Source organism: Aurantiacibacter flavus, assembly GCF_039710615.1.
GTDB lineage: Bacteria > Pseudomonadota > Alphaproteobacteria > Sphingomonadales > Sphingomonadaceae > Alteraurantiacibacter > Alteraurantiacibacter flavus.
Genome location: NZ_JBDLBR010000003.1, coordinates 73635 through 93132, shown reverse-complemented (window position 1 = coordinate 93132; position 19498 = coordinate 73635). Strand labels below are relative to the sequence as shown.

Genomic DNA, 19498 nt, shown 5'->3' with positions numbered 1-19498 from the left:
CCACGTGAAACACTCACTTGCCGAGGCAGAAACGCCCGAATACCGCATCGAGCACCTCTTCCGTCGAAGTTCGCCCCAACAGTGCGTCGAACGCCAATCGCGCGCGACGCAAGCCCTCCCCCACAAGCAACGGATCGCGATGGGCGCGGGCATCCCCAAGCGCTTCGAGCGCCTTCTCAACCAGCGCACGCTGCCGCTGGTTCAGCGCCGCCTGACCGGGTGAAGGCATTGCCGCGCGCGCATGTTCGATCAGCGCACGCCGCAGACTCTCCATCCCCTCGCCCGTCCGTGCCGAGAGAACGAAGTCTGGCGACTGCTTCGGCTGTCGATCCGTTCGATCACTCTGCGCATCGATGTCCCAGCAACCTTGCGGCCCCTCGCCTTCCCCGCCGAGCCACAGGACCACATCCGCCCGCGCGATCTCGGCCTCGGCGCGCTCGATCCCGATCGCCTCGATCCGGTCATCGGTCGCCGAGCGCAGGCCCGCCATATCGACGAAGCTGAACGCAATGCCCTCGATCGCCACCGACTGCACCAGCACGTCACGCGTAGTGCCGGCAATCTCGGCGGTGATCGCGGCCTCGCTTTCGACAAGCGCGTTGAACAACGTCGACTTGCCCGCATTGGGCGGCCCCGCCAGCGCCACCCGAAAGCCCTCCTTCAGCATCTCCGCATGGGGCGCCGCGAGGGCCTTGTGCAGATCCTCTGCCAGATTGGCGAGCTTGCCCGCGAACCTATCGCCCAACGTTTGCACCTCGTCTTCATCGGCAAAGTCGAGCGATGCCTCCACCTCGGCCGACAAGGCCAGCAGCTGCTCTCGCCACCCATCCACCTCGCCCGAAAACACACCGCCAGTCATGGCCAGCGCGGCGCGGCGCTGGATCTCGGTTTCGGCCGAAAGGAGGTCGCCCAGCCCTTCCGCCTCGGCGAGATCGATGCGGCCATTGGCGAAGGCGCGACGGGTGAACTCGCCCGGCTCTGCGCGGCGACAACCCGGCACCTCTGCCAGGGTAGCCTCAAGCGCCGAGACCACCGCACGGCCGCCGTGGCAATGCAGCTCGCCCACGTCCTCGCCGGTTACCGAGTTCGGTGCGGGGAAAAAGAGCACCAGACCGTCGTCGATCTGTGCCCCTGCGCTATCGCGAAAGGCCACCCGCACGGCCCGACGCGGCTCGGGAACACTGCCGCAGACCGCCGCGAGGGCGTCTCGCACCTGCGGCCCGGTCAGGCGAACGATGCCAATGCCAGCCGGCGGCGCACCGGACGAGAGCGCAAAAATCGTATCCATCAAGCTGCCTTATGCCGGTCGGCGCCTAGCCCTTATCGGAAGTCTTCGACGATCCGCCGCCCGCCGACTTCTGCGCGCCCTCGACGAAGCTCTGGAACATCTTCAGCCCCATCTGCCCCATCGGCGCGAGCTGCTTGGCATATTGCTCAAGCTGCTCGACGCTGGCCGCGCCTTTCATCGCCGCGGCAAGGTTGTCGACATAGATCGCGTTGGCCTGCTCGACATCGGGCAGCCCCATGAACTGGCGCGCCTCTTCGGGGCTGCAATCGACTTCGATGGTGATCTTCATGGGCGGGCCTCTCAAATGGCTGGGCCCGACCTTCTCACGAAAGCCGGGCCCACCAATATGCGCCAATCGCCGGAAATTTCCAGCGCTGCGGAAAGCCTTACTGGTTCATCGTCGCGAAGAAGTCCTCGTTGGTCTTCGAGTCCTTCATCTTGTCGAGCAGGAATTCCATCGAGTCGATCGTGCCCATTTGCATGAGGATGCGGCGCAGCACCCACATCTTCGAGAGCTGCTCCTTGTCGACCAGAAGCTCTTCCTTGCGGGTGCCGCTCTTGCCGACATCGAGCGCCGGGAAGATGCGCTTGTCCGCCACCTTGCGATCGAGCACGATTTCGGAGTTGCCGGTGCCCTTGAACTCTTCGAAGATGACCTCGTCCATCCGGCTGCCAGTGTCGATCAGCGCGGTGGCGATGATCGAGAGCGAACCGCCCTCCTCGATGTTACGCGCGGCACCAAAGAAGCGCTTCGGACGTTGCAAAGCGTTCGCGTCGACACCGCCGGTCAGCACCTTGCCCGAGCTGGGCACCACGGTGTTGTAGGCACGGCCCAGACGCGTGATCGAGTCGAGCAGGATGACCACGTCGCGCTTGTGCTCGACCAGACGCTTGGCCTTTTCAATCACCATTTCGGCCACCTGCACGTGGCGTGAGGCCGGTTCGTCGAAGGTCGAGGAGATCACTTCGCCGTTGACCGAACGCTGCATGTCGGTGACCTCCTCGGGCCGCTCGTCGACGAGCAGGACGAGCAGGATCACCTCGGGGTGGTTGTCGGTGATGGCCTTGGCCATGTTCTGCAGCAGCACCGTCTTACCGGTGCGCGGCGGGGCGACGATCAGCGCGCGCTGGCCCTTGCCCTGCGGCGAGATGAGGTCGATCACGCGGGCCGACTTGTCCTTGACCGTCGGGTCCTTGGTGTCGAGGTTCAGCCGCTCGTCGGGATAGAGCGGCGTGAGGTTATCGAAGTTGGTGCGGTGGCGCACCGCATCGGGGTCGTCGTAGTTGACCTTGATCAGCTTGGTGATCGCGAAATAGCGCTCGCCATCCTTGGGCGCGCGGATCTCGCCTTCGACCGTGTCGCCAGTGCGCAGGCCCCATTTGCGGACCTGGTTCGGCGAGACATAGATATCGTCGGGCCCGGCCAGATAGTTCGCCTCGGGGCTGCGCAGGAAGCCGAAGCCGTCCTGCAGCACTTCGATCGTGCCGATGCCGAGAATTTCCTCGCCATCCTCGGCCACTTCCTTGAGGATCGCGAACATGAGATCCTGCCGGCGCATGGTGCTGGCACCCTCGACGCCCAGTTCCTCAGCCATCGAAACCAGCTCCGCCGGCGTCCTGCGTTTGAGTTCTTTAAGGTGCATTTTGTCTGTAATTCCAAATAGTTATATCGGGATGCCGGCAAGGCCAAGGGGCTTGGGGAAAGCAGACCTTGATCGCTTCGGACGAGCGATCTGGTGCCGGTTGGTTTGCGCTGAATATGGCCTTGCGCGCCCCCGGTCAATCGGAGACGCGAACGGGCAGGTCATTGCAGCCGAAAATCAGAACGGTTTGACCACCGCCAGGATGACGATCAGCACCGCAGCCACGCCCGGAACCTCGTTGACCACTCGCAGCGTCTTCTCGCTCAGCGGACGCTCGCCGCGCGCCATTGTCTTGGCATTGGCGACCATCCAGCCGTGATAGCCGCTGAGCAGGATCACCAGCAGCAGCTTGGCGTGGAACCACCCTTGCGTGAACGCGCCCCCGCTATAGGCGAGCAGCAGGCCGAAGGCCCAGACCGCGATCAGGCTCGGCGTGAGGATCACCTTGCGCAGCAGCCCGCTGCGCTTGGCCCACAGCGCTTCCTCGGCCGATCCGGGCGCGCTGTCGTGCATGTAGACCAGCTGGCGCGGGAGCATGAACAGGCCCGCCATCCAGAAGATCACGAAGATCAGGTGTCCGGCCTTGAGCCAATAGAAGATCATCAAGAGGAATTCCTGCATGGCCGCCTAGATAGGCGCGCCGGGCGCCTGCGTCATCCCTCTTATCGACGAAGCACCGACAAAGCTTGTTCAACATGCGCAATAGGGGTTTCCTTGTCGATCCCGTGGCCCAGGTTGAACACATGCGGACGGCCTTCAAAGGCAGCACAGATGCTCTCCACGGCGCGGTTAAGCCCGTCGCCACCCGCCAGCAGCAGCATCGGGTCGAGATTACCCTGCACCGGCATTCCGGAGGGCAATTCGCGGTTGATCCAGTTGGGATCGACCGTCTCGTCGACACCCACGGCATCGACACCCGTTTCTCGCGCATAGGCGGGCAGCTTGCCACCCGCGCCTTTCGGGAAGCCGATCACCGGAATGCCGGGCCGCGCCTCATGCAGCCGCGCCGCAAGCCGGGCATTGGGCGCGATCACCCATTGCTCGAACTGCGCCGGGCTAAGGCTGCCTGCCCAGCTGTCGAACAGTTGTACCGCCTCCGCCCCGGCGTCGATCTGGCCGACGAGGTAGGTAAAGCTCGCCTCTTCGATCGCGCCGATCAGCGAACCGAAGGCTTGCGGATCGCGATAGGCCAGCTGACGCGCCGCATGGTGATCCTTCGAGCCCTGCCCCGCGACCATATAGGTCGCCACGGTCCAGGGAGAGCCCGCAAAGCCCAACATGGTGACTTCCGGGGTCAGCATACCCCGGCACAGCCGAACGGTCTCGTAGACGGCCTCAAACCGCTCTGGCGCAGCTTCCAGACTTTGCCAGGCCGCATCGACCAGCGGCGGCGCCAGCCGTGGCCCCTCGCCTGCTTCGAACCACAAGTCCTGCCCCAGGGCATAGGGAACGATCAGGATATCGGAAAACAGGATCGCCCCATCGAACCCGAACCGCCGCACTGGCTGCAGCGTCACTTCGGCGGCGGCTTCGCTGTCGTAAACCAGCTCCAGAAAGCCGCCCTTCTCGGCCCGCAAAGCGCGGTATTCTGCGAGATAGCGACCTGCTTGCCGCATGAACCAGACCGGTAGCCTGTCCTGGCGCTGACCGTTCAAGGTATCGAGCAAAGGTCCGGGCATCGCGAGAGTCCAATCAATATAATAATATTTATAATAAGGATTATGGTGTTTGTAGGCCCTGTGGAAAGCGGGGAAAGCGCAGTTGTCGCGGATTTGTCCCGCCGCTTCGGGCCTGCCCGGCTGATCGACTCATGCCTCTGTGCTGTCAATCATTGCTTGTCCCCGAAATCCCCAGCCTGTCGACAAGGCGTTGCATCGGGGGATCACTGGCGGGAGGAAATGGCCGTTAGCGGGGATGAGATTCCATCCCATACTTGTCCGCAACTGCGTCCCGTGGTTTATGCCGGGACTTATCCACATGACCCGTTTGCACCTTCATCTGCTGTCGGATTCCACCGGCGAAACGCTCGAAATGCTGGCGAAAGCTTCGCTGGCGCAGTTCGACGACACCGACGTCGTGCGCCATTTCTGGCCGATGGTGCGCTCGCATCAGCACCTCGAACGGATCGTCGAGGATCTGAAGGCCAATCCGGGCCTCGTGCTCTATACGCTGGTGAATTCGGAAATCCGCTCGAACCTCGAAATGCGTTGCCGTCAGCTCGGCCTGCCGCATGTGGCGGTGCTCGATGCGGTGACGGCGGCGCTGGAAGAGAGGCTCGGCCAGCAGGCGCGCGGGCGGCCCGGCAAGCAGCACCAGATGGACGAGGCCTATTTCCGCCGTGTGGACGCGATCCAGTACACCATCGCGCAGGATGACGGGGTTGGGTTCGACAACTGGGAAGAGGCCGATATCGTTCTCGCGGGGGTGTCGCGCACGTCGAAGACGCCGACCTCCATCTATCTCGCCAACCGTGGCTTCAAGGTGGCGAACATCCCGCTGGTGGTGGAAAGCCCGCCCCCACCCGCACTGTTCAAGCTGCGTAGGCCCATGGTTGTCGGCCTGACCACAGCGCCCAAACGGTTGATCGAGATTCGCCGCAACCGTCTCTTGTCGCTGAACGAGAGCACCACCACCGCCTATGTCGACGAGGAGCGGGTGGAAAAGGAAGTCGCCTTCGCGCGGCGCATGTTTGCCGACAACGGCTGGCCGGTGATCGATGTCACCCGCCGCTCGATCGAGGAAACCGCCGCTGCGATCATCAAACTGCTCAACGAGCGCTCGCACCGCGCGAGCGGAGCCCAGGTCGGACCCAAACCGATATGATTATTCTTGCCTCCAAAAGCGCCTCGCGCCGCGCCATGCTCGGCGATGCCGGGGTCGAATTCGACGTTATGCCTGCCGCCATCGACGAGCGCGCGCTTGAAGCCTCGCTAGGCGATGTGCCCCCGGCGCAGGTGGCGCTTGAACTGGCCAAGGCCAAGGCCCTGTCCATTGATGGCGGCGAAGTGCCGGTGCTGGGCAGCGATTCGGTGCTGTCGGTGGCGGGCGAGCGGTTCGACAAGCCGACCAGCCGCGCGCAGGCGGAAGACCATCTGCGCTATTTCTCCGGCAAGGAGATGGTCCTCGATTCGGCGGCAGCGATTGCGCTCGGCTGCCATGTGCGCTGGGAGCATGGCGCACAGGCGCGGCTCACGGTGCGCAATCTGTCCGAGGACTTTATCGAACGCTACCTGCGCGCCGAGTGGCCCGAGGTCGCCCAGTGCGTGGGCGTGTTCCGGATCGAGGCGATGGGCGTGCAGCTGTTCGAGCGGATCGAAGGCGACTATTTCACCGTGCTCGGAATGCCGCTGCTGCCCGTGCTCGGCGCGCTGCGCGAGCTGGAGGAGCTGCCCGCGTGAGTCGTCCTTACGCCGAGGTTATCGGCGATCCGATTGCGCAGTCGAAGTCGCCACTGATTCATGGCCATTGGCTGGAGAAGGCCGGGATCGACGCCGAATACCGCCATTGTCGCGTCGCGGTGGAGGATGTGGCGAGGTATCTGGCCGAACGCCGCGAGGATCCCACGTGGCGCGGCTGCAACGTCACCATGCCGCACAAGCTGGCGGTGATGGAGCATCTCGACGCGATCGAGGAACCGGCCCGCTCGATTGGCGCGGTGAACACGATTTATCGCGGTGAGGATGGAGCGTTGCGCGGCACCAACACCGATGCGCCCGGTTTTCTCGAACCGCTGCGCCCGCTGCTGGACGAGCAACACCTGTTCCGCATGGCGCGCATTCTCGGCACCGGCGGTGCGGCACGCGCCATCGTGAAGGCGCTGGCCGGCGAGGGTTTCACCTTGGTGCTCGCCGGGCGCGATCCTGAGAAGGCCCGCCGCCTGCTCGACGAACTTGCCCCCGAGGGCGAGCATCACGCCGTCGATATTGCGCACTTTGCCGATCCCACCGATTTCGCCTTTGACGACCGAGAGGGCCTGCTCGATCTGGTGGTCAACGCCAGCCCGCTCGGCATGACGGGTCAGCCGCCGCTGCATTTCGATTTCACGCACGCCCCGCCGGGCGCCCTCGCCTACGATATCGTGACCAGCCCGCTAGATACGCCTTTCCTGCAAGAGGCGCGCGCCGGGGGCCTGCCTACGGTCGACGGGCTTGCCATGCTGATCGGGCAGGCCGCCGTCGCTTTCGAATATTTCTTCGGCCAGAAGCCCCCGCGCGAAAAGGGCGATGCCGAACTGCGCGCGATGCTCACGGCATGAGCGATGGCCCGATCCTGCTCGGCCTCACCGGCTCGATCGGCATGGGCAAGAGCACGGTGGCGCAGATGTTTGCCGATCTTGGCGTGCCGGTGTTCGATGCCGATGCCGAGGTGCGCGCGATGCAAGGCCCCGGCGGCAGTCTGCTTGGCGCGATAGAGGCAGAGTTTCCCGGTTCGACCGACGAAAACGGCGTGCGGCGTGACGAACTCGGCGCGCAGGTTTTCAGCGACCCGGCTGCGCTCGCGCGGCTTGAGGCCATCGTTCACCCGGCCGTTGCAGCGAAGCGGCGCGAGTTTCTGCTGCGCAATATGGATGCGCCGGTCCTGCTGTTCGACATCCCGCTGCTGTTCGAAAAAGGCGCGGACTATGTCGAGCGGACCGTGGTCGTCTCCGCCCCGCTCGAGGTGCAGCGCGCCCGGGTGCTTGCCCGCCCCGGTATGACCGAGGAGAGATTCGCCGCCATCCTCGCCGCGCAGATGCCCGATGCGAAGAAGCGCGAGCGCGCCGACTATGTGATCGACACCGGCCTCCCCCTTGATGAGACGCGCGCGCAGGTCGGCGAATTGCTCGCGAGCCTCATTGCCTAGTTGCAACACCCGCTGTGAAGGCAGATAACGAGTCCCATGCGCGAGATCGTGTTCGACACCGAAACCACCGGCCTGGACCCGCAAACCGGGGATCGGCTGGTCGAAATCGGCTGTATCGAGATCGTCAATCGCATCCCCACGGGCGAAACCTTCCACGGCTATTTCAACCCCCAGCGCGACATGCCGATGGAGGCCGAACGGGTCCACGGCCTGTCCGCCACCTTCCTGGCCGACAAGCCGCTGTTCGCCGAACGGGCACAGGAATTGCTCGATTTCCTCGGCGATGCGCCGCTGGTGGCGCACAACGCGCAGTTCGACTTCGGCTTCCTCAATTTCGAGCTGCAGGCCTGCGATTTGGCCACTGTCAGCCACGAGCGGATGATCGACACGCTGGCCATCGCGCGCAAACGTCATCCCGGCGCGAAACATACGCTCGATGCGCTATGCTCGCGCTACGGAGTCGACCGCAGCCACCGCGTGCTGCACGGCGCACTGCTCGATGCCGAGCTATTGGCGCAGGTCTATGTCGAGCTGCTGGGTGGCCGGCAGATCGGGCTAGGACTCGCGGTCGACCAGGGCACCGAGGTCGAGCGAAAAGTCACCGCCTTCGCTCCGAAACTGGGCGAATTTCGGCCAGCCCGGCCCCATTCTGCGACAAATGACGAAACTACGCGTCATCAGGAGTTTCTGAAAACATTAAGTTCACCTCTCTGGACGCAATGAGGTGTCGTACCCATATCGGGTAGATACAAGGAAGTAGCAGGAGAAGTCTTATGGATATTCGTGTGTCGGGCCACCAGGTGGATACCGGTTCAGCGCTTCAGGAGCATGCCTCCGACAGGCTCACCACGATTGTCGACAAGCACTTCAGTCGCGCTTTGTCCTCCACCGTCACTTTCGGCAAGGCACCGGCGAACGCCTTTGCTGCCGACATTATCCTGCACGTCAATCATGGGCTGATCCTGAAAAGCCGTGGCCAAGCGCACGATGCGCACCAGGCCTTTGATCAGGCGGCAGAGAAGATCGAGAAGCAGCTGCGCCGTTACAAGCGCCGCCTGAAGGATCATCACGAACAGGCCACCCACGCCGCGCGCGAGGAGGAGGCGGCCTACACGGTCTTCGCGCCATTTGAGGATAATGATAACGTCGAGGAAGAACTGGGCGAGGATGCACCCGCGATCATCGCCGAAACCAGTATCGATGTGCCCGAAGTGAGCGTTGCCGACGCAGTGATGTTGCTTGATCTGCGTCACACAAATGCCCTGTTTTTCAAAAACGCTGGCACCGGACGGCATAATATGGTTTATCGCCGCGAAGATGGGGCCATCGGCTGGGTCGAACCCGCCTGATGACCAGACCGGACCTTTCGTCGATAGTGTAAGGTTCTCGTCATAGCTTTGCGACTACAGGGGCTGCATCTGCTGGATGCGGCCCCTGAGCCGGGGCTGAAACAGCTGCCTCGCGGAAGAACGAAACCACAAGATCATGCATGCCACCTTTGCCATGAACCCGCAGTCGGTCGACATCGTCGATGCGGCCACCAAGGACGATATCCTCGAACAGTTGAGCGATCTGTTCGCGCGCGCCTACGAGCTCGATGCGACACAGGTGCTTGAAGCTCTGGTTGAGCGCGAGAACCTCGGCAGCACTGGCTTTGGTCGCGGCGTGGCCATTCCGCATGCGCGCATCACCGCGATCAAGCGACCGATCGCGGCGCTGCTCCGCTTGAAAAAGCCTGCTGATTTCGCCGCTGCCGATGGCATGCCGGTCGATCTCGTGTTCGGCCTGCTCTCGCCCGAGGGCAGCGGGGCGATGCACCTCTATTCACTGGCCGAGATTTCGCGCCTGATGCGCGATGAAGACGTCCGCGAGGCTCTATGCGACGCGCCCGACGGCGAGGCGCTCTATGGCTTGCTCACCAATGCGTCGGACCGTGACGCCGCCTGATCGCGCGGCTACGGATTCCGCTTCGATGAGCGGGGCGCCGGCGCATTATCGTGCGCTCGAGCATCTTTATGCCGCGGCTCCGATCAACGATCTGTTCGCTTCGCGGCTTGTCATTTCCGAGCCGGGGGTGGCGCGCATAACCTTCGATATCGACGAGCGCGTCTATCACGCCGCAGGTGCCGCGCACGGCACGATCTATTTCAAGATGCTCGACGATGCAGCCTTCTATGCCGCCAATTCGCTGGTCTCGGACCGCTTCCTGCTGACCACGGGCTTCAATCTCCATTTCACCAAGCCGGTCCGCGCGGGGAAAGTCGTAGCCGAGGGACGCTGGATCAGCGGCAAGCGGCGCGTGTTCATCGCCGAGGCGCACCTGACTGACGAAGAGGGCGACGAGATCGGTCGTGGCACGGGCACCTTCATGCGCTCACGCATCGCGCTGTCGGGCCTCGACGGCTACCGGCTGCCGGGCTGACGGCGAGGCACGGTTTGGAAACGGCGCGAATCCCCGCTCACCTCGAAGTGACCGGGCTGCTGCGTGCGGTGGGGGCACGTGGAGGCTTTGGCACGGTGCTCGCTAAGGGAGAACGCGAGGCCGGGACATTGCTGGTCATCTGTTGCCATAGAGGCACAAACGGTATCCTGTTTGAACGAATGCCGCAGTTGGACGGCACTCGGAAGTGGACGGCAATCAAGCAGGAAAACCCTGAAAACCCGTCAGAAATTATGGAATACTGGCAGCGCCGCAAGCGTCAGGATAATGACCTGTGGGTGATCGAGCTGGATCATCCCGAGGCGGAGCGATTGCTGATCTAATATTCTGCGCCGGTTGACATTCGAATTTCGAAGGCTATTTGGCCCGCGCCTTTCCTGAAGAAGCGTAAACCATGGCTATCGGCATTTCGGCCGGTCGATGTGGTGCGCAGACGGGGAGACGCCGCCGGGCCACCGCAACAGGATGGGGCCTTGCCGAGCGCAATTGGATCGCGCTGGCAAGCCCTTGGCCCGGACTGGCTTCTCACCGCCATGGTAACGGGATACATGACTGCAGGTTTCCTTCGCGCCGGGGCGATTGTCTCGGCCGTGACTTTGTTTGGCGCGACTGTCGGTACGATTGCCGAAGGCGCGAGAGCCCAGGATCAGGGCGTGGGCGATGAGCTCCAGACGATCGACAATTCCTCGTCCGAGGACGCCGCTGCTGACGAAGTGCGCTTCGTGGCCAGCCCGGTGGTCCAGGACATCGCCGACGAGGCCGCAGACGAGCCAGCCATCGCGCTGCCGCCGGTCGATGTCAGCAACCTGCGCGAACTGGTTGCGCAGACCGACGCTCCCGACGCGTTGACTGACGATCTCAATTGCCTTGCGCAAGCGGTCTATTTCGAATCGCGCGGTGAACCGCTCGCGGGCCAGCTCGCCGTGGCGCGAGTGGTGATCAACCGCGCCGAGAGTGCGGCTTTCCCTGACAGCTATTGCAGCGTCGTGAAGCAGCGCGCGCAATTCTCGTTTGTGCGCGGCGGTCGTATTCCCGAGCCCAATCGCAGCTCTGCCGCGTGGCAGCGCGCCAAGGCTATCGCCCATATCGCCGAAAGCGACATGTGGGCCAGCGATGCCGACGATGCGCTCTATTTCCACGCCACCCGCGTGAATCCGCGTTGGGCACGCACCAAGGTGGCGCGCGCCACCATCGACAGCCATATCTTCTATCGCTGAGGTAGAGAGCCCAGCTTGAGTGGCCCCCGCCTCGCGCTCTATCTGAATCTAACCCCGTTTGCCCTGAGGAGCGAAGACGCAGTCTGAGCGTCTCGAAGGGCCAGCCCTAGCGCTGTAATGCTTCGAGACGGGTTCAGACTTCGTCTTCACCCTCCTCAGCACGAACGGATTTGGGTGCAGGGCGGCGTGGTACTCAGGCCAATTCCACCCACACCGGGGCGTGATCGCTGGCCTTCTCGCGCCCGCGATACTCCTTGTCGACGCCGGCGGCACTCATGCGGTCGGCGCATTCGGGCGACAGCAGCAGGTGATCGATGCGGAAGCCGTGGTCGCGCTGCCAGGCACCGGCCTGATAGTCCCAGAAGGTCCAGACGCCGCCGCGTGGGTTCAGGACGTTCAGCGCATCGGTCCAGCCCTGCCCAAGCAGGCGCGCATAGGCATCGCGCGATTCGGGCTGCATCAGCGCGTCGCTGGCCATGGCCTTCACCGAATAGACGTCCTTGTCCTCAGGGATGACATTGAAGTCGCCCAGCACCACGCAGGGTTTTTCGCTCGCCAGCAGGCCTTCGAGGTGGAGGCGAAGCCGCTCCATCCACGCCAGCTTGTAGTCGAATTTGGGGCCGGGTTGCGGGTTACCGTTGGGCAGGTAGAGGTTGGCCACATGGACGCCGTTGAAGTCCGCCTCGATGAAGCGGGCCTGTTCGTCGTCAGGATCGCCCGGAAGCCCGCGCGAGACGTTTTCTGCCGGTCCGCCGTCGGTGAGGATGGCGACGCCGTTGAAGCCCTTCTGGCCGTGCGTCTCGACATGATAGCCGATCGCCTCGAACTCCTTGCGCGGGAAGCCCTCGTCCTGGCTCTTGATCTCCTGCAGGCAGGCAATGGCAGGGCGGGTTTCCTCCAGCCACTCGATCAGGCGGGGCAGGCGCGCTTTTACGCCGTTGATGTTGAAGCTGGCTATTCGCATTTCAGGGCGTACGTCAGATGCCGAAGCTGGAACCGCAGCCGCAGCCGGCGGCCGCATTGGGATTCTCGACCCGGAAGGCCGTCCCGCCCAGCGATTCGACATAGTCCACCGTTGCCCCGCTTACGAGATCGAGGCTGACCGGATCGACCACCAGCCGCACGCCCGCCGTCTCGCTCACCGCGTCGTCGTCCTCGGCGGTGTCGGCAAGGTCGAACTTGTACTGGAAGCCCGAACAGCCCCCGCCTTCCACCGAAAGGCGCAGGATGGCGGGTTTGTGCTGGCGCTCGGCAATCGCATTGACGCGGGCGGCAGCAGCTTCGGTGAGGGTCAGGGGGCTGGTCATACCCCTGATCTAGGCCTTGGCAGGCAAAGGCTCAAGCCGAGGCGATATATTCGCGCATCTGTTCGGCCTCGGATTCGATCTGATCCATGCGGAACTTGATGAGATCGCCGATCGAAACGAAGTCGACCAGGCGATCCTCGTCCATCACCGGCAGGTGCCGGATACGCCGCCGTGTCATCAGCGACAGCGCGCTGAGCACGCTGGTGCCGACCTCGATCGTGATCGGCGGGCTGGTCATCACCTCGCCCACGGTGCGGCTCAGCGACTTTTCACCCTCGCGGGCGACCGAGTAGAGCAGGTCGCGCTCGGAGAATATGCCCACGATCTCGTCGCCTGCAAGCACGGGGAGCGCGCCGATGCGTTTGTCCGCCAGCAGGCCCGCCGCGGTCTGAACCGTGTCGTTGGCGGTACACGAAATGATGTGCGATTCGCGGTGATCGATAATGCTGGCAATCGTCATGGCTGTGACCTCCCGTGCCCGGCCTTGATGCGGGCTTGTCGGTATAATGCCACGTCTTGCCCGGTCTGCGCAAATCACGAGTATCGCCAGCCTTGCAGGTGCGCGCGTGAACGGGCATGGCATGCCCATGCCCGGCCCCTCCCCGCTCGACGATCCGAAGAAGGCCGCTTACGCCTGGGCGCGTTATCGCCGGCTGATGCGGTTCATGTTTGCCTTCACCGTGGCCACGGTGATCGTGGCGCTGACGGTGATCTACAACCAGGTCGAGGATGTTTCACCGCACTTCTTCATCGCCACCGCGCTGGGGATCGGCTTTTCGATGCTGCTGATGAGCGCGCTGATGGGGCTGGTGTTCCTGTCCAGCGGCACCGGGCACGACGAGTCGGTCGAAAACTCGCTCGACGATCTCGATCCGCAGGCGCCGCCGCCTGTCGATCGCCGTAAGGTGCGCTGGAAAGACTAGCCGGCAGGGCGAAGCCGGTATTCCTCGACCGGCTGGCCGCCGATCAGGTGCTGCTGGATGATTTGTTCCAGCACATCCTCATTGCACGAGTGATACCACACGCCATCGGGCCAGACGACCGCTATCGGCCCGCCAGCGCATACTTGGAGGCAATCGGCCTTGGTGCGCTGGACCGGGCCGACCAGTCCCAGCTCTTTCAGCCGCTTCTTGAGATACTTCCACGCGCGCTCGCCCTCCTCTCGGTGGCAGCACTTCTGCTTCTCGGACATGGCGCAGAGGAATATCTGGCGGCTGATCGCATCGCCGCCGATCTTGGCCAGCGCGCGTTGCGCCTTTGCCAGCTCGCTCAGCGTGTCTTCCCCGCGATTCGGTCGATCTCTTCACGCACCAGCGTTTCGACTACGGCGGGAAGGTTCTTGTCGAGCCATTCGGCCAGCATCGGACGCAGCATTTCGCGCACCATGCCTTCGAGCGGGCTTTCGCTGGGCGCGTCGGCCTCGGTCGCATCGCCCTTTGCAAGCATGGCGAGCGCAGCGAAGCTGTCGTTCACGCTCTGCCGCGCGGCGTTGCTGGTGAGTCCCTCGGCTTCTGCCGGCTCGCTGTCGAGCGGCGCATCGTCGCGGTCAGCGACCTCGGTGGCCTCGTCGCTGTCGACGACCAGTTCGGCCTCGCCCAGGTCGAGCACTTCGTCGGTGTCGGTGCCCGCAATCAGGCCGTCGCCGACCTCCGCAGGGCCGGAGGCGCGCAGGGCAGTTGCAAAGCTCATCGACTCGCGCTTGCGCTTCTCGTCGGCAGCAACTTCCCGATTTTCGCGCTCGATCACCCGCTTGATGATCCCGAGGATTTCCTCGGTCGACGCTTCCGAGTGCTGCATGACTATTGCTCCGCCCCTGTGGTCTCCGGAATTTCCGCATCTTGCGCCGGGATGTCAACCGTGCGGACACTTTGAGTCACCGGGTCTTCGTCCTGGCTCCAGTCCCACACGTTGCCGCGCACGCGGACGTAGTTGGCGACCGGATCGTAAAGCGGGCCATATTCGGAAAGGCCCAGATCCCGCGCTTCGGCACGGCCCATGGCGGCGAGCAGGCTGAAGCCCGCGACATAGGCGTTGCGCCGCGCGGTCACCAGTTCGACCTGCGCATTGAGCAATTCCTGCTGGGCGTTGAGGATATCGAGGATGGTTCGGTTGCCTACGGTGTTCTCCGCCCGCACGCCTTCGAGGCTGAGCGCGGCGGCATCGACCGCGCCTTGCGAGGAGACCACGATGGCACTGGCTGCGCGCCAGCTCGAATAGGCACCCCGGACCTGCGCGATGATCGCGCGTTCGGTTGCCACGACCTGTTCGAGCGCGGCCTGCGAGGTCGCCTGGGCCTGCCGTTCGCGGGCTGAGACGCGGCCACCCTGGAACAGCGGCAGGCGCAGGCGCAGGCCTGCCTGCGCGGTGGTCGAGGCTTCGGACGTATTCGGGTTGCCAAGCGTGCCCAGATAGTTCTGGTAGCCACCCGTTGAGTAGGCCTCGAGCGTCGGGAGGCGCCCTGCCCCGGCCACATCGATATCGTAGCGCGAGGCTTGCGCGCGTTCGAGCGCGGCGATCAGGTCGGGATTGTTTTCGAGCGCGATCTGCACTGCCGTATCGACGTCGCTGGGCAGGCCCGGAAGCGGCGGTGGCGGGGCCAGCTCGCCCGGAGCATTGCCGACCAGCTCGACATAGCGTTCGCGCGCGGTGATGAGGTTCGCCTGGGCGGATTGCAGATTGCTGCGCGCCACCGAAAGCCTCGCTTCGGACTGGGCCACGTCGGTGCGGGTGAGATCGCCGATCTCGAACCGGTCGCTGGTGGCCTGGAAGTTGACTTCGAGGACTTCGACATTGTTCGCCGATAGCCCTACGATCGCCTCGTTACGGATCACGTCCATATAGGCGGCAACGACCTGGCTGAACACCATGCTTTCCGTGCCGCGCAGATCTGCACGGCCCGCTTCCACGCGTGTTTCCGCCGCGCGCACGCCGTTGCGAACGGCGCCGCCCTGATACAGCGGAACAGTCAGATCGACGCTTGCGTTAAGCGAGCGGTCGGGCGAAATGAAGTTCGCCGAATTCTGCTTGAGGTATTCCGTAAAAGTGCCCGAACTGCTCGCGTTGGGCAGTCCGCTGGCGCGCTGGATCACCACATTCTCGTCGGTCGCGCGCAGCTGGGCGCGTGCGGCTTCGAGCGTGGGGTTTTCAGCATAGGCCGAAGCGAGCGCTTCCCTGAGCGTATCCGCGCGAGCCGGGCTGGCGAACAGGCAAGCAGAGGCGAGCAGCGCCGCGATGGCCGAGCGGGGTTGCATGGTCAGAAGCTCCAGCCCTTCGGAGCATCGAAAGCGCCAATGCGTGGAATGCCCAGGTCCTGAACCGGGAACAGCGCCGCCTTGTTATCGGTCTTGCGGCCGATCGCGAGGCGGGTGACGCTGCCTTCCACCACGCCGGTGACGATGCGGGCATCATCTGCGAGCCGGGCCAGCAGGCTTTCGGGCAGCTGTTCGGCCGCGCCATCGACCAGCAGCAGGTCCGCAGGCTTGCCCCCGGTGCCGGCACTGGTGGCATCGGCGGGGGTCAGCTCGATCACTTCGGCGACGAGCGGGCGCAGCAGTTCGGCAAGGTAGCTGCTGCCGTTGGTGACCACGATGGCGACCTCATCGCCCTTGGGCGCGGCTTCCTGCAGCATCATGCCCTGCACCACCGGCGCGGGCAGCGCGCCGCCGCCTTCAAGCCGGATCGCCCGATCCATATAGGCAGTGGCGCGGGTGCTTTCGGGCACGAAGTCCTCGCGGGCGACCGCGTTCATGCGGGAAAGCACGAAGGGTGCGTTTACGCCGCTGGTGCGCAGTTGACTGTCGATCATCGCGCGGCGCGCGGGATTTGTCGGGCTCAGGGTGGTTTCCAGCATGGTCTCTTCAGCAAACTCTTGTGGGATGCGGCGCAAAGTGCCTTAAGCGCAACCAAAGCCAAGGCCAAGGCCTTTGACCGTCGCAAACTGTCGCACGGTGAGGGCCATCGACCAACAGGAGTTACGAGACGATGAGCGACATGGTGACGATCCGCGAGGAAGACCTGATCGAGACGGTCGCCGATGCACTGCAATACATCTCTTACTATCACCCGATGGACTACATCACCGCGCTGGGTCAGGCCTACAAGGCAGAGCAGGGCCCGGCGGCGAAGGATGCCATCGCGCAGATCCTCACCAACAGCCGCATGTGCGCCGAGGGGCACCGCCCGATCTGCCAGGACACCGGCATCGTCAACGTGTTCATCAAGTGGGGGCAGGAATGCCGCCTCGAATCGAAACAGAGCCTGCAGGAGGTCGTCGACGAGGGTGTGCGCCGGGCTTACAACAATCCCGACAACAAGCTGCGCGCCTCGATCCTCGCCGACCCGGCCTTCACCCGCCGCAACACCCGCGACAACACGCCTTGCGTGCTGAGCGTGGAGATGGTGCCGGGGCGCACGGTCAGCATCGATGTTGCGGCCAAGGGCGGCGGCAGCGAGAACAAGAGCAAGTTCAAGATGATGAACCCCAGCGACAATATCGTCGACTGGGTGCTCGAGCAGATTCCCTCGATGGGCGCTGGCTGGTGTCCGCCGGGGATGCTGGGCATTGGCATTGGCGGTACGGCGGAGCATTGCGTGAAACTCGCCAAGCTCTCGCTGATGGAGCAGATCGACATGGCCCAGCTCAAGCAGCGCGGCGCCCAGACCGATCTCGAACAGCTGCGGATCGACATTTTCGACGCGGTCAACGCTCAGGGCGTGGGTGCGCAGGGCCTTGGTGGGCTTTCTACAGTGCTCGACGTGAAGATTCTTGATGCGCCGTGCCATGCGGCGGGCAAGCCGGTGGCGATGATTCCCAACTGCGCCGCCACGCGCCACGCGCACATCACCATCGACGGTTCCGGCCCGGCCTACCTTCCGCAGCCCGATCTGGATGCCTGGCCCGATGTCCACTGGGAGCCCGATGCCGAGGCGATTCGCGTCGATCTGGATAATCTCACCCCCGAAGTGGTGGCGAGCTGGAAGATGGGCGACCGCCTGCTCCTCAACGGCAAGATGCTGACCGGGCGCGATGCAGCGCACAAGCGCATTCAGGAGATGCTGGCCAAGGGCGAGGAACTGCCGGTGAACTTCAAGGGCCGCGCGATCTACTATGTCGGCCCGGTCGACCCGGTGATGGGCGAGGTGGTCGGCCCGGCTGGCCCCACCACGGCCACCCGAATGGACAAGTTCACCGAGATGATGCTCGATCAGGGCCTGCTGGCGATGATCGGCAAGGCCGAGCGCGGGGCCGATGCGGTCGACGTGATCAGCCGCTTCAAGGTCGCCTACCTGATGGCGACGGGCGGCGCGGCCTATCTCGTCGCCCGTGCGATCAAGGAGGCCAAGGTGGTCGGCTTCGAAGATCTCGGGATGGAAGCGATCTACGAGTTCACGGTGAAGGACATGCCGGTCACGGTCGCGGTCGATGCCGAGGGCAACAACGTTCACAAGCTCGCCCCGCTGCACTGGCAGGAGAAGATTCGCGAGGAAGGCCTGTTGCCGACAGGGTGAGCGGGCCCAGTTCGATGTCATGTTCGACCAAGCGCCGATTCGGATCGACCAACCGGCCCCACCCCGCTGGCGGCGCCGAGGGTGGAGGGGCTAGAGGATGGCGATGAAACCCGGTCGCACAGGTCAGCCCGCCGCGCGAGTCCCGTTCTGGACCGTGCTCGCCTCGGTCGTGGGGCTGTGGGCGACCTACTTCACCCTCATCACCGTGCGGGCCGAGCTGCTCGGCCTGCCGTTCCTCGATGAAATGCTGTGGCTGCGGCTGCTGACCACGCTTTGCGGCATCCTCATCACGCTCGGGCTGTGGCTGGTGCTGCGCGTGTTCGATGCGCAGCCTATGTGGCTGAAGATCGGCGCCGCCTTGTTGCTGGCCATGCCCGCCGCGATGCTGACCGCGCAGGCCAATGCGGTGATCTTTGCCGAATTGCAGGCCGCGGTGGATGGCCTGAAGATGGCTCAGCAGGGCCTCGACGACACCCTGATGGCCGACCAGCAGGACGTTGCGCTGGCGACCGAGCGCGAACGGCTGATCGACTTCGCCACCAGCCGCTATTTCCTGCTGCTCGCCTGGTGCGCTCTCTATCTCGCGTTGCTCACCGGCGAGCGCGCCCGTTCGGCCGAACGGCGCGAGCAGGAGTTCCGCAATGCGGCCAAGGCGGCCGAGCTGCGGTCGCTGCGCTATCAGGTCAATCCGCACTTCCTGTTCAACACGCTCAATTCGCTCTCGGCCATGGTGCTGACCGGCAAGACCGAAGCGGCCGAGCGGATGATCCAGACCATCTCGACCTTCTACCGCCGCAGCCTCGCCGACGATCCCACTTCCGACGTGCCGCTGCGCCAGGAAATCGCCTTGCAGCAGCTCTATCTCGAAATCGAGGCGGTGCGCTTCCCCTCGCGCCTGCGTGCGGTTTACGAGATTCCTCACGCGCTGGAGAATGCGCTGGTGCCGGGCATGATCCTGCAGCCGCTGGTGGAGAACTCGGTCAAGCATGCGGTGTCGCCCAGCGGGGGCGAGATCACGATCACGCTCGCCGCGCGCGAGGAATACGGGCGGCTGGTCATCACTGTTTCCGATAATGGCACCGGGCCTCACGAGTCCGACGATCATCCTGGCCACGGCATCGGCCTTGCCAATGTGCGCGAACGGCTGGAGGCGCGGTTCGGTGACGAAGCAAGCGTCGTTTCCGGCCTCGTACCGGGCGGATATGCCACGCACCTGCGGCTGCCGATCCTTACAAAACGATCCTGACCGGGGG

At 64.1% G+C, this 19498-nt stretch carries 25 protein-coding genes; 13 read left to right on the top strand and 12 right to left on the bottom strand.

The genetic code is table 11. The features are described 5' to 3' along the window. Window positions 1–13 precede the first annotated feature (13 nt). The 5 genes from mnmE to hemE form a co-directional block, all read right to left on the bottom strand. Entirely contained in the window at window positions 14–1291 is a 1278-nt protein-coding gene (gene mnmE, locus ABDJ38_RS09480) for a tRNA uridine-5-carboxymethylaminomethyl(34) synthesis GTPase MnmE (RefSeq protein WP_346784859.1), read from the bottom strand. A gap of 22 nt (window positions 1292–1313) precedes the next feature. Then, window positions 1314–1577: a DUF6489 family protein gene (locus ABDJ38_RS09475; protein ID WP_346784858.1), complete on the bottom strand. Its 264-nt coding sequence runs from the start codon at window positions 1575–1577 to the stop codon at window positions 1314–1316. A gap of 97 nt (window positions 1578–1674) precedes the next feature. Then, the gene (rho, locus tag ABDJ38_RS09470) at window positions 1675–2931 is read right to left on the bottom strand and encodes a transcription termination factor Rho (protein WP_119591422.1); all 1257 of its coding nucleotides are present in this window, start codon (window positions 2929–2931) and stop codon (window positions 1675–1677) included. A gap of 177 nt (window positions 2932–3108) precedes the next feature. Beyond that, on the bottom strand, window positions 3109–3552 hold the full coding sequence (locus ABDJ38_RS09465; RefSeq protein WP_346784857.1) for a CopD family protein: 444 nt from the start codon (window positions 3550–3552) through the stop codon (window positions 3109–3111). Between the two features lie 41 nt (window positions 3553–3593). Then, a complete protein-coding gene (gene hemE, locus ABDJ38_RS09460; RefSeq protein WP_346784856.1) occupies window positions 3594–4610 on the bottom strand; it encodes a uroporphyrinogen decarboxylase in 1017 nt (338 codons plus the stop codon). Window positions 4611–4908: 298 nt separating this feature from the next. Between hemE and ABDJ38_RS09455 the strand changes: the two genes are divergently transcribed. The 10 genes from ABDJ38_RS09455 to ABDJ38_RS09410 all read left to right on the top strand — a co-directional run bounded on the left by ABDJ38_RS09455 (window position 4909) and on the right by ABDJ38_RS09410 (window position 11430). Then, window positions 4909–5754, top strand: coding sequence for a pyruvate, water dikinase regulatory protein (locus ABDJ38_RS09455; RefSeq protein WP_346784855.1), 846 nt, complete (start codon window positions 4909–4911; stop codon window positions 5752–5754). After that, window positions 5751–6329 carry a Maf family protein gene (locus ABDJ38_RS09450; RefSeq protein ID WP_346784854.1) on the top strand — a complete coding sequence of 193 codons (579 nt, stop codon included), beginning with the start codon at window positions 5751–5753 and terminating at the stop codon, window positions 6327–6329. Before ABDJ38_RS09455 ends, ABDJ38_RS09450 begins: the two co-directional genes overlap by 4 nt. Then, on the top strand, window positions 6326–7186 hold the full coding sequence (gene aroE, locus ABDJ38_RS09445) for a shikimate dehydrogenase (RefSeq protein ID WP_346784853.1): 861 nt from the start codon (window positions 6326–6328) through the stop codon (window positions 7184–7186). Before ABDJ38_RS09450 ends, aroE begins: the two co-directional genes overlap by 4 nt. Next, window positions 7183–7773 carry a dephospho-CoA kinase gene (gene coaE / locus ABDJ38_RS09440; protein WP_346784852.1) on the top strand — a complete coding sequence of 197 codons (591 nt, stop codon included), beginning with the start codon at window positions 7183–7185 and terminating at the stop codon, window positions 7771–7773. The genes aroE and coaE overlap by 4 nt, the downstream gene beginning before the upstream one ends. A gap of 36 nt (window positions 7774–7809) precedes the next feature. Then, complete coding sequence (gene dnaQ, locus ABDJ38_RS09435) at window positions 7810–8496, top strand: DNA polymerase III subunit epsilon (protein WP_346784851.1); 687 nt, start codon at window positions 7810–7812, stop codon at window positions 8494–8496. Between the two features lie 50 nt (window positions 8497–8546). Beyond that, entirely contained in the window at window positions 8547–9122 is a 576-nt protein-coding gene (hpf, locus tag ABDJ38_RS09430; RefSeq protein ID WP_346784850.1) for a ribosome hibernation-promoting factor, HPF/YfiA family, read from the top strand. Window positions 9123–9258: 136 nt separating this feature from the next. Then, the gene (locus tag ABDJ38_RS09425) at window positions 9259–9720 is read left to right on the top strand and encodes a PTS sugar transporter subunit IIA (RefSeq protein ID WP_346784849.1); all 462 of its coding nucleotides are present in this window, start codon (window positions 9259–9261) and stop codon (window positions 9718–9720) included. Next, on the top strand, window positions 9680–10195 hold the full coding sequence (locus tag ABDJ38_RS09420) for a PaaI family thioesterase (protein WP_346784848.1): 516 nt from the start codon (window positions 9680–9682) through the stop codon (window positions 10193–10195). Before ABDJ38_RS09425 ends, ABDJ38_RS09420 begins: the two co-directional genes overlap by 41 nt. 14 nt (window positions 10196–10209) lie before the next feature. Then, window positions 10210–10536, top strand: coding sequence for a DUF1491 family protein (locus ABDJ38_RS09415; RefSeq protein ID WP_346784847.1), 327 nt, complete (start codon window positions 10210–10212; stop codon window positions 10534–10536). Window positions 10537–10761: 225 nt separating this feature from the next. Next, the gene (locus ABDJ38_RS09410; protein ID WP_346784846.1) at window positions 10762–11430 is read left to right on the top strand and encodes a cell wall hydrolase; all 669 of its coding nucleotides are present in this window, start codon (window positions 10762–10764) and stop codon (window positions 11428–11430) included. A 193-nt stretch (window positions 11431–11623) separates the two neighbouring features. Here the strand turns inward: ABDJ38_RS09410 and xth are convergent, their stop codons facing one another. From xth to ABDJ38_RS09395, 3 genes are read right to left on the bottom strand one after another with little or no spacing between them, the layout of a single operon-like run. Further along, window positions 11624–12394: an exodeoxyribonuclease III gene (gene xth / locus ABDJ38_RS09405; RefSeq protein ID WP_346784845.1), complete on the bottom strand. Its 771-nt coding sequence runs from the start codon at window positions 12392–12394 to the stop codon at window positions 11624–11626. 13 nt (window positions 12395–12407) lie between these two features. Continuing rightward, on the bottom strand, window positions 12408–12737 hold the full coding sequence (erpA, locus tag ABDJ38_RS09400; protein WP_346784844.1) for an iron-sulfur cluster insertion protein ErpA: 330 nt from the start codon (window positions 12735–12737) through the stop codon (window positions 12408–12410). A 31-nt stretch (window positions 12738–12768) separates the two neighbouring features. Further along, complete coding sequence (locus ABDJ38_RS09395; RefSeq protein ID WP_346784843.1) at window positions 12769–13197, bottom strand: CBS domain-containing protein; 429 nt, start codon at window positions 13195–13197, stop codon at window positions 12769–12771. Window positions 13198–13324: 127 nt separating this feature from the next. Between ABDJ38_RS09395 and ABDJ38_RS09390 the strand changes: the two genes are divergently transcribed. Continuing rightward, the gene (locus ABDJ38_RS09390) at window positions 13325–13660 is read left to right on the top strand and encodes a hypothetical protein (RefSeq protein ID WP_346785319.1); all 336 of its coding nucleotides are present in this window, start codon (window positions 13325–13327) and stop codon (window positions 13658–13660) included. Here ABDJ38_RS09390 and ABDJ38_RS09385 read toward each other — a convergent pair. Genes ABDJ38_RS09385 through ABDJ38_RS09370 form a run of 4 tightly spaced genes read right to left on the bottom strand, consistent with a single transcriptional unit; the run spans window position 13657 to window position 16587 of the window. Then, window positions 13657–14010, bottom strand: coding sequence for a (2Fe-2S) ferredoxin domain-containing protein (locus tag ABDJ38_RS09385; RefSeq protein ID WP_346785318.1), 354 nt, complete (start codon window positions 14008–14010; stop codon window positions 13657–13659). The two genes, ABDJ38_RS09390 and ABDJ38_RS09385, sit on opposite strands and share 4 nt — an antisense overlap. Then, window positions 14007–14534, bottom strand: a complete 528-nt coding sequence (locus ABDJ38_RS09380) for a DUF2497 domain-containing protein (RefSeq protein ID WP_346784842.1) — start codon at window positions 14532–14534, stop codon at window positions 14007–14009. The genes ABDJ38_RS09385 and ABDJ38_RS09380 overlap by 4 nt, the downstream gene beginning before the upstream one ends. A gap of 2 nt (window positions 14535–14536) precedes the next feature. Beyond that, a complete protein-coding gene (locus ABDJ38_RS09375; protein WP_346784841.1) occupies window positions 14537–15988 on the bottom strand; it encodes a TolC family outer membrane protein in 1452 nt (483 codons plus the stop codon). Window positions 15989–15990: 2 nt separating this feature from the next. After that, on the bottom strand, window positions 15991–16587 hold the full coding sequence (locus tag ABDJ38_RS09370; RefSeq protein WP_346784840.1) for a protein-L-isoaspartate O-methyltransferase family protein: 597 nt from the start codon (window positions 16585–16587) through the stop codon (window positions 15991–15993). Between the two features lie 140 nt (window positions 16588–16727). Here ABDJ38_RS09370 and ABDJ38_RS09365 point away from each other — a divergent pair, with 140 nt between their 5' ends. Together ABDJ38_RS09365 and ABDJ38_RS09360 are read left to right on the top strand one after the other, a co-directional pair. Next, complete coding sequence (locus ABDJ38_RS09365; protein ID WP_346785317.1) at window positions 16728–18245, top strand: fumarate hydratase; 1518 nt, start codon at window positions 16728–16730, stop codon at window positions 18243–18245. A 103-nt stretch (window positions 18246–18348) separates the two neighbouring features. Next, window positions 18349–19491: a sensor histidine kinase gene (locus ABDJ38_RS09360; RefSeq protein ID WP_346784839.1), complete on the top strand. Its 1143-nt coding sequence runs from the start codon at window positions 18349–18351 to the stop codon at window positions 19489–19491. Window positions 19492–19498 lie beyond the last annotated feature (7 nt).

Coding starts and splice junctions, on each gene's coding strand:
- ABDJ38_RS09375 (WP_346784841.1), bottom strand. CDS start 15,988: ATGCAACCCCGCTCGGCCATCGCGGCGCTGCTCGCCTCTGCTTGCCTG.
- hpf (WP_346784850.1), top strand. CDS start 8,547: ATGGATATTCGTGTGTCGGGCCACCAGGTGGATACCGGTTCAGCGCTT.
- erpA (WP_346784844.1), bottom strand. CDS start 12,737: ATGACCAGCCCCCTGACCCTCACCGAAGCTGCTGCCGCCCGCGTCAAT.
- ABDJ38_RS09450 (WP_346784854.1), top strand. CDS start 5,751: ATGATTATTCTTGCCTCCAAAAGCGCCTCGCGCCGCGCCATGCTCGGC.
- ABDJ38_RS09365 (WP_346785317.1), top strand. CDS start 16,728: ATGGTGACGATCCGCGAGGAAGACCTGATCGAGACGGTCGCCGATGCA.
- rho (WP_119591422.1), bottom strand. CDS start 2,931: ATGCACCTTAAAGAACTCAAACGCAGGACGCCGGCGGAGCTGGTTTCG.
- hemE (WP_346784856.1), bottom strand. CDS start 4,610: ATGCCCGGACCTTTGCTCGATACCTTGAACGGTCAGCGCCAGGACAGG.
- ABDJ38_RS09425 (WP_346784849.1), top strand. CDS start 9,259: ATGCATGCCACCTTTGCCATGAACCCGCAGTCGGTCGACATCGTCGAT.
- ABDJ38_RS09380 (WP_346784842.1), bottom strand. CDS start 14,534: ATGCAGCACTCGGAAGCGTCGACCGAGGAAATCCTCGGGATCATCAAG.
- ABDJ38_RS09420 (WP_346784848.1), top strand. CDS start 9,680: ATGGCTTGCTCACCAATGCGTCGGACCGTGACGCCGCCTGATCGCGCG.
- ABDJ38_RS09390 (WP_346785319.1), top strand. CDS start 13,325: ATGCCCGGCCCCTCCCCGCTCGACGATCCGAAGAAGGCCGCTTACGCC.
- dnaQ (WP_346784851.1), top strand. CDS start 7,810: ATGCGCGAGATCGTGTTCGACACCGAAACCACCGGCCTGGACCCGCAA.
- ABDJ38_RS09370 (WP_346784840.1), bottom strand. CDS start 16,587: ATGCTGGAAACCACCCTGAGCCCGACAAATCCCGCGCGCCGCGCGATG.
- ABDJ38_RS09455 (WP_346784855.1), top strand. CDS start 4,909: ATGACCCGTTTGCACCTTCATCTGCTGTCGGATTCCACCGGCGAAACG.
- ABDJ38_RS09475 (WP_346784858.1), bottom strand. CDS start 1,577: ATGAAGATCACCATCGAAGTCGATTGCAGCCCCGAAGAGGCGCGCCAG.
- ABDJ38_RS09465 (WP_346784857.1), bottom strand. CDS start 3,552: ATGCAGGAATTCCTCTTGATGATCTTCTATTGGCTCAAGGCCGGACAC.
- xth (WP_346784845.1), bottom strand. CDS start 12,394: ATGCGAATAGCCAGCTTCAACATCAACGGCGTAAAAGCGCGCCTGCCC.
- ABDJ38_RS09410 (WP_346784846.1), top strand. CDS start 10,762: ATGACTGCAGGTTTCCTTCGCGCCGGGGCGATTGTCTCGGCCGTGACT.
- coaE (WP_346784852.1), top strand. CDS start 7,183: ATGAGCGATGGCCCGATCCTGCTCGGCCTCACCGGCTCGATCGGCATG.
- ABDJ38_RS09395 (WP_346784843.1), bottom strand. CDS start 13,197: ATGACGATTGCCAGCATTATCGATCACCGCGAATCGCACATCATTTCG.
- ABDJ38_RS09360 (WP_346784839.1), top strand. CDS start 18,349: ATGAAACCCGGTCGCACAGGTCAGCCCGCCGCGCGAGTCCCGTTCTGG.